Source organism: Algoriphagus aestuariicola (assembly GCF_017254835.1).
GTDB classification, from domain to species: Bacteria; Bacteroidota; Bacteroidia; order Cytophagales; family Cyclobacteriaceae; genus Algoriphagus; species Algoriphagus aestuariicola.
Genome location: NZ_JAFKCW010000004.1, coordinates 398,555 through 411,249, shown reverse-complemented (window position 1 = coordinate 411,249; position 12,695 = coordinate 398,555). Strand labels below are relative to the sequence as shown.

Annotated in this window: 12 protein-coding genes; 9 read left to right on the top strand and 3 right to left on the bottom strand. The window is 48.7% G+C overall.

The window, feature by feature from the left end:
* The first annotated feature begins 59 nt into the window (after positions 1–59).
* Both J0A67_RS17990 and J0A67_RS17985 read left to right on the top strand, forming a co-directional pair.
* Positions 60–662 (top strand): DUF2179 domain-containing protein, encoded by a 603-nt coding sequence (locus J0A67_RS17990; protein WP_206570785.1) that lies wholly within the window; start codon positions 60–62, stop codon positions 660–662.
* Entirely contained in the window at positions 662–1,369 is a 708-nt protein-coding gene (locus tag J0A67_RS17985; protein WP_206570784.1) for a tRNA1(Val) (adenine(37)-N6)-methyltransferase, read from the top strand. The genes J0A67_RS17990 and J0A67_RS17985 overlap by 1 nt, the downstream gene beginning before the upstream one ends.
* Positions 1,370–1,375: 6 nt before the next feature.
* Here the strand turns inward: J0A67_RS17985 and J0A67_RS17980 are convergent, their stop codons facing one another.
* Positions 1,376–2,704, bottom strand: a complete 1,329-nt coding sequence (locus J0A67_RS17980; RefSeq protein WP_206570783.1) for a saccharopine dehydrogenase C-terminal domain-containing protein — start codon at positions 2,702–2,704, stop codon at positions 1,376–1,378.
* 119 nt (positions 2,705–2,823) lie between these two features.
* On the opposite strand from J0A67_RS17980, the gene J0A67_RS17975 reads away from it, so the two are divergent.
* The 7 genes from J0A67_RS17975 (at position 2,824) to J0A67_RS17945 (ending at position 9,023) form a co-directional block, all read left to right on the top strand.
* Positions 2,824–3,303 (top strand): cytidine deaminase, encoded by a 480-nt coding sequence (locus J0A67_RS17975; protein WP_206570782.1) that lies wholly within the window; start codon positions 2,824–2,826, stop codon positions 3,301–3,303.
* Positions 3,304–3,424: 121 nt separating this feature from the next.
* Positions 3,425–3,724 carry a DUF3784 domain-containing protein gene (locus tag J0A67_RS17970; RefSeq protein WP_206570781.1) on the top strand — a complete coding sequence of 100 codons (300 nt, stop codon included), beginning with the start codon at positions 3,425–3,427 and terminating at the stop codon, positions 3,722–3,724.
* A gap of 75 nt (positions 3,725–3,799) precedes the next feature.
* Entirely contained in the window at positions 3,800–4,447 is a 648-nt protein-coding gene (locus J0A67_RS17965) for an alpha/beta hydrolase (protein ID WP_206570780.1), read from the top strand.
* A 90-nt stretch (positions 4,448–4,537) separates the two neighbouring features.
* A complete protein-coding gene (locus J0A67_RS17960) occupies positions 4,538–4,975 on the top strand; it encodes a UPF0158 family protein (RefSeq protein WP_206570779.1) in 438 nt (145 codons plus the stop codon).
* A 61-nt stretch (positions 4,976–5,036) separates the two neighbouring features.
* Positions 5,037–5,519, top strand: a complete 483-nt coding sequence (locus J0A67_RS17955) for a GNAT family N-acetyltransferase (RefSeq protein ID WP_206570778.1) — start codon at positions 5,037–5,039, stop codon at positions 5,517–5,519.
* Positions 5,520–5,539: 20 nt separating this feature from the next.
* Positions 5,540–7,114, top strand: coding sequence for a M1 family metallopeptidase (locus tag J0A67_RS17950; RefSeq protein WP_206570777.1), 1,575 nt, complete (start codon positions 5,540–5,542; stop codon positions 7,112–7,114).
* A gap of 127 nt (positions 7,115–7,241) precedes the next feature.
* On the top strand, positions 7,242–9,023 hold the full coding sequence (locus J0A67_RS17945; protein ID WP_206570776.1) for a glycoside hydrolase family 15 protein: 1,782 nt from the start codon (positions 7,242–7,244) through the stop codon (positions 9,021–9,023).
* Between the two features lie 21 nt (positions 9,024–9,044).
* On the opposite strand, the gene J0A67_RS17940 is transcribed toward J0A67_RS17945, so the two are convergent.
* Both J0A67_RS17940 and metK read right to left on the bottom strand, forming a co-directional pair.
* Positions 9,045–11,219: a bifunctional alpha,alpha-trehalose-phosphate synthase (UDP-forming)/trehalose-phosphatase gene (locus tag J0A67_RS17940; protein WP_206570775.1), complete on the bottom strand. Its 2,175-nt coding sequence runs from the start codon at positions 11,217–11,219 to the stop codon at positions 9,045–9,047.
* Between the two features lie 177 nt (positions 11,220–11,396).
* Positions 11,397–12,650, bottom strand: coding sequence for a methionine adenosyltransferase (gene metK / locus J0A67_RS17935; protein WP_206570774.1), 1,254 nt, complete (start codon positions 12,648–12,650; stop codon positions 11,397–11,399).
* Between the last annotated feature and the right edge of the window lie 45 nt (positions 12,651–12,695).

Sequence of the window (12,695 nt, the reverse complement as noted above, 5' to 3'; positions counted from 1 at the left end):
ATTTTCAGGGCCGGCATCCACGATAAAACCCGTATTTTTGCGCAAGCTTCTACACACTCATGCAAGACTTGTTTAACTCCCTAGGAATCTCCGACAACCTGCTCAATTACGTCCTGATGCCGCTTCTGATCTTTGTGGCGCGAATCGGCGACGTATCGATCAACACGCTCCGCATCATGTTTATGATGAACGGAAAAAAGGGAATCGTTCCCGTTTTGGGTTTTTTTGAAGCCATGATCTGGCTCTTGGCAATCGGGCAAATCTTCCAAAACGTGGACAATCCCATCTCCTACATCGCCTATGCTGGCGGGTTTGCGACAGGAACTTTTGTAGGGATGGCCTTGGAGGAAAAGCTCGCCATCGGCCGGGTACTGGTACGGGTGATCACCCCCACGCCACACCCTGAGCTGCTCGAGTTTATGAAGGAAAAAAACTACCGATTCACCAATGTGGGCGGTGAAGGGCGATATGGCAAGGTCAATCTGCTGTTCACCGTCATGAAGAGAGATTCCCTGAAAGAATTCATTTCCAAGGTCAAAGAGGTGGACGAAAAAGCCTTTTACACCATAGAAAGTGTGAAGCGGGTTTCTGAAGACGATTTGAACACGATGGAGGACAGAGCTGGTTTTCGAAGCAAATTCTTCAGCAAAGCCAGAAACTGATGGGCAATTCCTTGTTTCAGTTCCAGCAGTTTCGCATCCACCAGGATCGCTGCGCGATGAAGCTCAGTACCGATGCCATCCTTTTGGGTTCGCTGGCGAAAGCTGAAAACCCTACAAAAATCCTAGACATTGGTACCGGCACTGGGGTCATTGCCCTGATGCTGGCCCAGCGCTTTCCCGACGCGCAGGTCACCGCAGTAGAAATTGATCCCGATGCTGCCGAGCAAGCAGCGGAGAATTTCAGCGGGAGCGCGTTTGCTGGCAGACTATCCCTCATTCAGGCAAGAGTTCAGGATTTTGCGACAAAGGACAAGTTTGATTTGATCGTGAGCAATCCTCCTTATTTCGCAGACCACTTGAAATCTCCCGATTCCAAGCGAAACCGGGCACTTCATACAGATGAGCTGTCTTTTGAAGAGTTGGTAGTAAAAGTATCTTCCCTACTTTCGCGAGAAGGAAAGTTCTGGGCGATCTTGCCTCCAAGGCAAATGCGGGATTTACAGATTCTCGCCGAAAATTCCGGACTGCGACTAGGTCAAAGGACACAGGTAAGAGATACTCCTGACAAGCTCTTCTATCGGGAAATTTGTTCCTTTTCCCAGCATGAGGAGGATTGCACGGAGGAAATCATCACGCTGAAAAATGCGGATAGATCCTACTCCACGTACTATTCGAGCTTGCTTTCAGGCTTTTTGCTTGGGTATTGACGGAATTCAACTCCAAACTTGCTCTTCAAATCGGATTCCCCACCTCTCCAATTCCAGCAAAATAGGAACATACAGCTCCGGGATAGTCGGAATATGGAGCCCCGTGATCGATATTTTGCCATCCAAAAAAAGATCAACCGCGATTGCCAAAGGCAAGCCAACGGTCTTGGCCATCGCAGTGCGCACCGCATCATCCCCCAAGCAAACCAGCGTAGAGGTAATATTTTTTGTCCCTTCTGCTGTCAAAATCTCAAACAGGTGCTTCATCACGATCATATCCCTGTCCTCCGGCTGTAGCTCCCAATCAATCTCCAGGATAGCTTGCAGGATTTGGGCGAGTGTGCCGTGGGTTTTGGGCAGCTTGCGGTCTTCAAAAAATCCCAGCCACTGGATCTTTTCAAAAGTCGGAAAATCCAACTCTGGAATCGCCTCCGCGAGCTTTTCCTCCACACTCAACTGGTCATGATAGGGCAGAAAAGCATTCAAAAATTGCTTTAATGTCGCGCCCTGTGCCAGCTCCATTTGAGTCGAGTCGTCAGTCATTCCCAGCTGTACGAAAACGTCCCAAGCTCGGCAATAACCGACTCTTCGAAGCGTGCCGCGAAGCATGGTTGGGATATCCTCCAGCCCATATTTTGCACGATAGCTCAGTGAGTCCCGATTAGGATACCCCTCGAATGCTGCAAAACCCGAGATACTAACCGGCTCCAAGCGGTGAAAAAGCCGGTGGTAGGGCACATACTTCATATCACCCTTTTCGATATAGCAGGAGGTCCCGACGCCAGCGAGGACGACATTTCTGGGATTCCAGGTAAACTTGTAATTCCACGGATTATCCTCCGAGTCTGGAGCCAGGAGGCCACCGCAATAGGACTTGAAGGAGACGATCTCCTCTCCCCTTGCCTTTGCGGAATGGATGATCCTCATGGCTGACATATGGTCTATTCCCGGGTCCAAGCCACATTCATTGAGAAAGAAAAGCCCTCTCTGTTCTATTTCAGGGGCCAAGGCTTTCATTTCCGATGATTCGTAGGATGCGGAAAAAAAATGCTTGCCCAAGCTCAAGCAATCCGACGCAACCAAGGGGTGCATAGACGCCGGCAACATAGAGATCACCACGTCAGCTACAGAGATCAACTCACGTCTCTTTGCGTCATGTATCGAATCCAGAAATTCCGCTGTTGTACCCGGACGACTTTGCAGTCTCGCCTTCGCCGCCTCCAAGTCCAGATCAGCCACTATCAAGTGCCTGTCCTTTTTGGCACAGGTATCTGCCAAATAATCGATCAAAAAAGAGGTGGATTTCCCCGCTCCAAGAATTAAAATCGTGCTCATCTCTAAAGTTTACACAACTAAAATGGGAATATTTTCCCGGGGATATAGACTGGCTGAAGGTAATTCTCGAACATTTCCCTACTTTGAAGTGTTGCATTTGCCCAAAGCAATCTCATTGTTTGAAAAAGATAAATCTGAATTCGGAAATCGAGGAATTGAGCCCGGAAGAGCTGGATGATCGAGAGCAGAACTTGCTGTCGAGAGCGCAGGAAGTATCCAAGATGGCCTACGCGCCCTATTCCAACTTCCAAGTGGGCGCGGCTGTTTTGCTGGAAAACGGTGAAGTCCTCCAGTCTTCCAACCAGGAAAATGTCAGTTTCCCGGCCGGATCCTGTGCTGAACGCCTGCTGCTAGGTTATTCTGGTGCCAACTATCCCGACTCGGCACCGCTAATGCTTGCCATCGTTGCAAGGCGCGCCGGCGAGGAAGTCTGGGCAGAAGTCTCCCCCTGCGGCATCTGCCGACAGACGATCAATGAGTCCGAAAAGCGCTTTGGAAAACCGGTGACGATGCTGATTCTGAGACAAAATGGAAATATACTGCGGGTTAAAGGAATCTCCGAACTGCTACCGCTGAAATTCAATGATCTTAATACATAGAGATGAACCGCGTCCCGTCTATTTTTTCCGTATTTTCTAGTTGCACAAAAGGAAACCAGCTGTATTTCATTACATTTAGGACAAGTACATTTTCAATCTCGGTGCCTTAAACCAAAAAGCCATGATCGGAATCGCCATTTTCTTTCTCGTTTTGGGAGCTCTTGTAAAATATGGAAAGATGTACTTTCTGATAGCCGGATATAACACGATGTCCTCTTCCGAAAAAGGACAATTTAACGTGGAAGCGGTTGCCAAAGTCTTCCGAAATGGAATGTTTGGAATGGCTGCCCTCATCCTAATCGGCTACCTTGCAGCCAAAATCACGGGGGATGGTTCCCTGCAGCATACACTATTTTTCGCAGCCATTTTCATCGGTGTACCCTACCTCGTCATTGCTTCAAACCTGAAAAAGCACAAGTAACCTGCATGGGCTAGGCTGCCACTATCGAAGATCAAACAAACTATCTTCGGCTATTCCAAAAAAAGTCTCACACCCGTGAAACAAACCATCCGATTTGAGTACGAAGCACACTACCACCTATCCCAAGAGCCTAGCTACCAAGAGGATGAAATCTGGCTTGTCTTGCACGGATACGGTCAATTGGCGGAGTTTTTTGTCCGGAAGTTCAAGCCATTTTCGACACTGGAGAGACTTTTCATAGCCCCAGAAGGAACCAACTATAACTATTTGGAGGGATTCCAAGGCAGGGTCGGAGCAAACTGGATGACCAAACACGAACGTGAAACGGCCATTGCCAACAACCACCGACTTCTGGATGGGCTGATGGACACTATCCTAAAAAATTATCCTAAACAGCCGACTGTCCACGTTTTGGGATTCTCCCAAGGCGCCGCTACCGCCACTCGTTGGGCAAGCCGTTGGGAAGGGAAAATAAGCACGCTGGTGCTTTGGGCGGGTGGATTTGCGCTGGACTTGAACCTGGAGATTGCACGGGATGCCTTTTCCGGGACGAGGTTAATCCTTGCACTTGGGGAGAAAGACGACATCATCAGCCAAGACAATATTGTAAAGCAGGAGGAGCTGATCGCAAGCCTTGGAAAACCGATTCGGAGGCTATACTACCCCAGTGGGCATGAGCTAGATACGGCGCTTTTACAAAAAATCATAAATCGACAGATATAAGGCTATTTTTTGGCCTTGGGATTGCTATGTTTGAAACAATTTGCCGAAATTTTACCTTTCGTTTTTTTAGATAAATCTTGACACCAATACATGCTTTCGCTTACTGAAAAAGAGGTAGACAATATTGCTGCCCAGTTACTCAAAGGAATGATCTGCTTCTACCAAATCGACAAGAAGAAGATCCATCAAATGCCTGATGACGAAGACTATTTCAATTACGATCTGACTCCCGAAGAGGAGGACATATTGGACGAAATTGATGAAGATCCGGACAATTTTGCGGAATTCACGAGAATGGAACCAGCCCAAGAGCACCAGATGATGCAGGATTTCATCGACCGAAAGGTAAAGGAGCGAAACCTCGCCGAGGACTTGGTCAATGCGCTCAGCAAGCCAAAGGCCGCTACCGGGTTCAAATTTTTGATCGACGGGTCCAAATACAAAAGCGAATGGGTAGAGTACCGAAAAGGGAAATACCAGGATTGGGTCAAAGAACAGGTCGATGCCTTCAACTTTGCAGAAGACTAAACAAGCACCGCCCGGAGATCTTCGGGCGGTTTTGATTTTGTACCTAATGTAAACTTCTGACATGTCTACGCTTTCTATCCGAAATACCTTGTTGCCCGGCGACCTTGGGCAGGTAGCATATCTTCACGGCAAGATCTACGCTGCAGAGCACGGATTTGGGCAAGGGTTTGAAGCCTATGTCATGGAAAGCTTGCTTGAGTTTTACCGTCAATATGATCCGGAAAAAGACCGAGTGTGGGTGGTGGAAAGTGGGGCGAAAATGATCGGGTTTCTGCTGCTTATGCATCGTCCGGAAAACCAAGCCCAGTTGCGCTATTTTATTCTCGAAAAAGAACACCGCGGCACTGGCTTGGGCAGACGGCTGATGAACGAATGGATGGCGTATTTCAGGCAGAGATCCTATGCCGGTGCCTATCTCTACACGACGAGTGGACTCGACCCGGCGGTGCATCTCTACGAAAGCTATGGCTTTAGAAAGGTGTCCGAAAAACATTCGGAAGAATTCGGAGTACCTCTGAAAGAAATCCTCTACCGATTACCTTAGACTCAAGATTTACTTTTACCATGAAAAATACTGCCATCGTCTTCTTTTTAGTCCTTCTCACCCAAGTTTCATTTGGACAGGATTGGGATTGGGGCGGCCCAGTGGATCCCCTTCAAAAGAAGCTCAATATTCGCCATTACAAACTAGAGATTGAATTTTTCCCAGAAACCCAAAGTATCCTCGGATCGAACATCATCACCTTTTCCTCCGAAGAAAAACTAGACACACTGCGATTAAACCTGATCGATGGCTATCAGGTAGAAAGGGTCACAATGGGGGGAAAAGATGTGGAGTTTCAGCACCAAAATGACCTGCTCGACATTATCCCCATCGATTGTACCTGCGATCAGGTACAGGTTTTCTATGGCGGAAAAACCCCCATCGCGCCCAACCCACCTTGGGAAGGGGGCTTTACTTGGGAAAAGGACCAATTGGACAATCACTGGATGGGGCTGTCTTCGCAGGGTGAGGGATCACAGATTTTCATGCCGGGGCTGGATCATCCTTCCAGTGAACCTAGCGAAGGGGTCGACCTGCTGCTCACCGCCCCGAAGCCCTATTTCGTCGCTTCCAATGGCCACCTGCTAGAGACCACCGAAACGGAAGATAAGATCAGCTATCACTGGGCGACAGACTACCCTATCAACGTGTATAACATCAACTTCACGATGGGGATATTTACCGAGGAAAGTCTGGAGTTCCAATCCGTGTCCGGAGAGATAGTGCCCATGCACGTCTGGGTGCTGCAGGAAAACCGCGCAAAAGCTGCCGAGCTACTTGAGCTGCTGAAAGTGAGTACGGAGACGCATGAGAAGTATTTTGGAGCCTTCCCTTTTCCGAAAGACAAAATATCCGTCGTGGAGACGCCATACCTTGGCATGGAGCACCAGACGATCAACGCCTATGGCAACAATTTTCAGTTTGTCCCGATGGGAGACACCCAATACGACTGGCTGCTGCACCATGAGCTCGGCCATGAGTGGTTTGGCAACAAGATCTCAGTCGCGGACTTTGCCGACATGTGGATTCACGAGGGCTTGACCGCTTATGGGGATTTCCTGTTTTATTGGGAGCATGGCGGGCCTGATGCCTACTTTGCCAAAGTGAAAGGTAACTACAAGTATATCCTCCACGCCAAGCCCGTGGTGAGCGCCCCCAATTCTACTGAAGGCGAATCCTACCATGGGGAAATCTACTCCAAAGGAGCCATGGTCATCCACTCTCTCCGCGGGATTTTGGGTGACGAGGTCTTTTTCCCCATGATCAAGGCTTTCGCGAATGACGAGCGATTCACCTACCAAAACAAAGTCAGCACCAAGGACTTCACCGACTTTGTCCAAACTTACACGGGACAAAACCTGGAAGGCTTTTTTGGGTTATATCTATACACCACCGAATTGCCGAAGCTGAAGGTGGCGAAAAAGGGAAAGTCGAGTTACGCCATTTCCCTTCAAGGAATTGACTTCTCCATGCCTGTGGAAATCGAGACTTCAGATGGACTGGTGAAGATGAACCTCGGTCCGAAACCAACCCAAGTAAATAGCACAATTCCTCCGTTGGTGGATCCGAATGGTTGGATCATGATGGCTAGGTAATTGCCTGTATTTATTATTTGGTCTGATTTTGGAAGTTCTGGGGTCAGTTCTTTTGATTGTATTCAGGCATTTACTTAATTGATAGCAACCGCTGTTGCTTAGTTTTTTTCACCAAATCCCTTGTTAGATGGAAAAGCACTTGTATGATTCCGGCTTGATCGGGAATTGCTCCTTTATCGCCCACATCCAAAAAAACACCAATATTTCCTGGCTTTGCATGCCCAGATTCGATTCCGACTTTTTGTTTGGGGGCATGTTGGACAAGGAAAAAGGCGGAGAATTCACCATTCTTCCCGAATCCGCAGAGTTTGAGTCAAGCCAATCCTATCTGGAAAATACCAACATACTCCAAACGATCATCCAAAGCGGGAAAGAGCGATACAAGGTCACTGACTTTGCTCCCAGATTTAAGAATTATGATCGCTACTACCGACCGCTAATGTTGATCCGCAAGATCGAGCCTATATCAGGATCCCCCAAGATTCGAATCAAATGCCTGCCTGTAAGTGAGCGCGGAAGCAAAAAACTTAAGGGAACTCAGGGTAGCAACCATATCCAATTTCTGAGCGGTGAGCAGGAGATACGCCTCACGACCAACGCACCTCTTAGCTTTATCGTAGAGGAAAAAAGCTTTGTACTACAACGCCCTATTTATTTGGTTTTTACCTATGGTCGCCCACTCGAAGCGCCTATCGAATCGACAGCCGAGCGATTTCTCCAAGCCACCGCAGACTATTGGTATTCATGGGTCAAGTCCACCAGTATCTACAATTTTCACCAGCGCCTAGTCCTACGCTCTGCACTCATCCTAAAAATCCACCAATACGAAGACACCGGGGCGATCATCGCAGCATCCACCACTTCCCTGCCGGAGTCTCCAGGCTCCACCCGCAACTGGGACTACCGCTTCTGTTGGATCCGGGACAGCTACTATACGCTGACATGCTTCAACAGCATAGGCCACTTTGAGGAGTTGGAAAAGTATTTTGACTACATCCAAAATCTCCCTACCGTACAGGACAATCGCTATCAGCCCCTGTACTCCGTCACGGGCAATTGGTTTTTGTCCGAAGAAATAAGCACCCTAGCAGGCTACTTGGGAAACAAACCAGTTCGGTTTGGTAATCTGGCATACACCCACGTACAAAATGATCTCTATGGCCAGGTGCTCGTCTCCCTGCTGCCGCTGTACTCGGATCACCGGTTTACGGCGAAAGAGCGGAGCTATTCAGAGCCCATGATCATGAATCTGCTGAACAAGATAGAACAGACGATGGAGGAAAAGGATGCTGGGCTATGGGAATTCAGAAACTTGGCGCAAGAACATTGCTACACATTTTTGTTCCACTGGGCAGGTGCCTCCGCCGCCATCAAGATCGCAGCCCGTCTCAACAACGAGGAAATGCATCAAAAAGCCACAGCGTTAAAAAATGCCGCCATCAAAAAAATAGAAGCCTGCTACCTTCCGGAGCGTAAGGCCTATGCACAGGCGATCGGCGTCACCCACATGGATGCAAGCACGCTACAGCTGATCACCATGGGTTATTTTGGCAATGACATCGAGCGGGCAAACAACCATCTTAAAGCCTTGGAAAGTGAGCTGTTGGCCAAAGACTACTTATTTTACCGCTACAAGCACAAGGATGATTTTGGGGTACCGGAGACGACCTTCCTCATCTGTGCCTTCTGGTACATCGAGGCCCTGGCCTGTGTCAACCGACTCGACGAAGCCATTGAGGGCTTTGAAACCCTGACCAAGTACTGCAACCACCTGCAGTTGTTTTCAGAAGACGTGGATCAGGCCACTGGGAGCCAATGGGGCAACTTTCCGCAAGCCTATTCCCATGTCGGCCTGATGAATGCAGCGTTTCGAATTGGGAGAAAACTGGACAAACCCAATTTTCTCTAGACCCCAACCCGGCAATTCCATCTATTTGGTCAGGGCAGCTAGTAGCTGCCTTACCTGCCGGAAAGACTTGATGTTGTACGTGGCTTGGGTATAGCTGTATCCCACTCTGATCGTGTAAGCCTCCTTGGGAAGTGCCTTAAAAGTATCTTCGTCGGTCCAGTCATCGCCTATGGCGAGGATGAAGTCATTTTCAAGACCTTTCAGCAGAGTCAATGCCGCCCTTCCCTTGTTGATATCCGGTCGTTTGATTTCCAAGACCATATTCCCTTCCAATACCTGGAGGTTATATCCGCTTGCCATATATTTTAGGTGACTAAACAATTCCCGCATCCTGAGGTCGCCCAAACCGCTTTCTACTTTTCTATAGTGCCAAACCAAGGAATGGTGTTTTTCCTCAATAAATGCACCTGGAGTCCGCAAGACGTAGTATTCCATCACATTGCGGATATCCTGCTTCCAATGGTCGTCAACTTCGGCATACAACTCCCAAGAATCTTGGTTTTCTTTCCTTCTCATCCACACCCCGTGCTCCGCGATCAGATCTATGGGAAAGTCATGAAACCACTTTTCGAGCGTATCCTTGTCCCTTCCGGAAATGATAACAACCTGGGCCATCCGGCTTAAGTCTCGGACAAGATCCTTTAGCTCCTGATCTGGAACGGCGTTTTGAGGATTGGATGTAAATCCCGTAAGCGTACCGTCATAGTCTAGGAAAAGAACGGGTTCATGGGCTGACCGAAAAGCCTCGCTTATTTCCTCAATCACTTTTTGGTCGACATTTTTTGAGGTAAACTCGGCCTGCTTTGCCTTAACATGACGAAGGCGATCCATAAAAACCTTAACCCATTGGAACACATCGTACTTTTGGAGGCTTTCCTGCATCGAGCGGATTCGGACTTTTTGCTCCGAAGGCTCCATGGTCAGGGCTTGATAGATGGCATCAACCACGGCACGCTTGTCATTTGGATTCACGAGAATCGCCTCGCGAAGCTCTTTTGCCGCTCCTGCCATTTCTGAAAGGATCAAAACTCCCCTCTGGTCGATCTTGCTTGCGACAAATTCCTTGCATACCAGATTCATCCCATCGCGCAGCGGTGTGACCAAGGCGATGTCTGACATGCTGTAAAAAGCACTCAACTCCTCAAAAGGAAAGCCTCGATAAAAATAGTGAACAGGCACCCAATTGAGCGTCGAAAACGAGGAATTGATCCTGCCGACCAGTAGGTCGATTTCTTCCTTGAGTTCCTTATATGACTGGACCATGTCACGACTGGGAACGACGATCATGATCATGGATACTTTACCATGCAGATCGGGATGCTCTGTCAGCAGATCATGAAATGCCTGAAGACGTTGTGGTATTCCCTTGGAGTAATCGAGGCGGTCAATGGTGATAATCAGTTGCTGGTCGCCCACTTGCCGACGGTATTCTTTGACCAGGCTTTGTGTTTTGCTGCTTTTGGCTTGGTCTTCAAATTTGCCGTAGTCAATTCCCATGGGAAAAGAATCGACATTGATAATGCGGTTTTCCGCCTGGATCGTACCGCTTTCGGAGGAAAGGCCGATGATACGGCTGACTGCGCTCAAAAAGTGGCGCATGTCGTCATAAGTATGAAAGCCGACCAAATCCGCTCCACACACGCCCTCAAGTATCTCCTTTCTCCAAGGGATCATTCGAATGATCTCATAAGACGGAAATGGGATGTGCTGAAAAAACCCTATCGTGGCATCAGGTAACGCATCCCTGAGCATTTTTGGCAAGAGCATTAGCTGATAGTCATGGATCCAGATCGTGTCGTCTGGCTGGGCTTTTTTCAGGATCGTTTCGCAAAACAACTCGTTGACCCGGAGGTAAGCCTCCCAATGCTCGGGATTATAAGCAATATATTGGGTGAAATAGTGGAAGGCCGGCCAGAGCGTTTCATTGCTGAAGCCTTCGTAAAATTCTTCTATGTCCTTTTGGGAGAGGAATACCGGCACCATCTTGTGCTTATGGAGATCCAAGAAGATCTCCGCCCTCTTCTCTGGCTCATCGACCACATTTCCTGGCCATCCTATCCAGATATTTTCACCCTCTTTGTAGATGGATCCCAGGCCAGTAGCCAATCCTCCAGCTGAAGGAGTGTACTCATAATGGCCATTTTTTGGGCGAAGCGAAATAGGGAGTCTGTTGGAGACAATAATTGTTTTTGACATTGGTTTAGCTTAAAAACATGGGATGAAATCCCGGTGAGTATTTGGCGGTCAAATTCAAGTTAATGAATTATGGCCAAGAACATTGAAAAAATGGCAATTTCCCTGCCTAAGATCTAAAAATTCCGAAACAAAAAAGCCCCGGTCGTGTAACCAGGGCCTTGGAGTGTCTATGTCGGATCAAAGTCCAAATTCGCTTTTCACCTTGTTCACGTAATCGAGTTTCTCCCATGTAAACAATTCCACATCTAGGGAAATTTGGTCACGGTAAGGGGAGTAGAAGGTCTTGGTCACGACTTCGCTTTTTCTTCCCATGTGCCCGTAGGCCGCTGTCTCCTCATAGATGGGATTCCGTAGCTTCAGTCTTTGCTCGATCGCGTAGGGACGCATGTCGAAGATCGCTTCCACCTTTTTGGCAATCTCACCGTCGCTCAATCCCACCTTGGATGTCCCGTAAGTATTCACATAGATACCCATAGGCTTCGCAACGCCGATCGCATAGGATACCTGTACGAGGATCTCGTCGGCGACGCCCGCAGCCACCATGTTTTTGGCGATATGCCGTGTTGCATAGGCGGCAGAGCGGTCAACCTTCGAGGGATCTTTTCCCGAGAAAGCCCCACCTCCATGCGCACCCTTGCCACCGTAGGTATCGACGATGATCTTGCGTCCCGTCAGACCGGTGTCACCGTGGGGGCCACCGATTACGAACTTGCCGGTTGGGTTGATGTGGTAGTTGATATCGGCGGTGAAAAGCTTCTGAAGCCCCGGCTTCAGTTTGGCCTTCACTCGCGGGATCAGGATGTCTATGATATCCGCCTTGATCTTGGCCAGCATCGCCTCCTCCTCGTCAAAGTCGTCATGCTGGGTGGAAACCACGATCGCATCGATGCGCTGAGGAACGTTGTCATCGCTGTACTCAATGGTCACCTGGGACTTGGAGTCAGGACGGAGATAGGTAATGTCCTGGTTTTCCCTTCGCAGCTCGGCAAGTTCCCGCAGGATCATGTGGGAAAGGTCCAACGCCAATGGCATATAGTTCTCCGTCTCGTTGGTCGCGTAGCCAAACATCATCCCCTGATCACCGGCACCCTGTTCTTCAGGATTCTTGCGCTCCACGCCTTGGTTGATGTCGGCAGACTGCTCGTGGATGGCTGAAAGTACTCCGCAGGAGTTGCCTTCGAACATGTATTCGCTTTTGGTATACCCAATGCGGTTGATCACATCACGTGCGATCTTCTGCACGTCGAGATAGATGTCTGATTTCACTTCCCCCGCCAGGATCACCTGTCCGGTCGTCACGAGAGTTTCACAAGCTACTTTGGAATTGGGATCGAAGGCCAAAAAATTGTCAATCAACGCATCGGAAATCTGGTCAGCAATTTTGTCAGGATGACCCTCAGACACTGACTCTGAGGTAAATAAATATGCCATAAATGCTTAATTAGTAATCCTTTTTTTGAAGCCCCAAAAATAAGG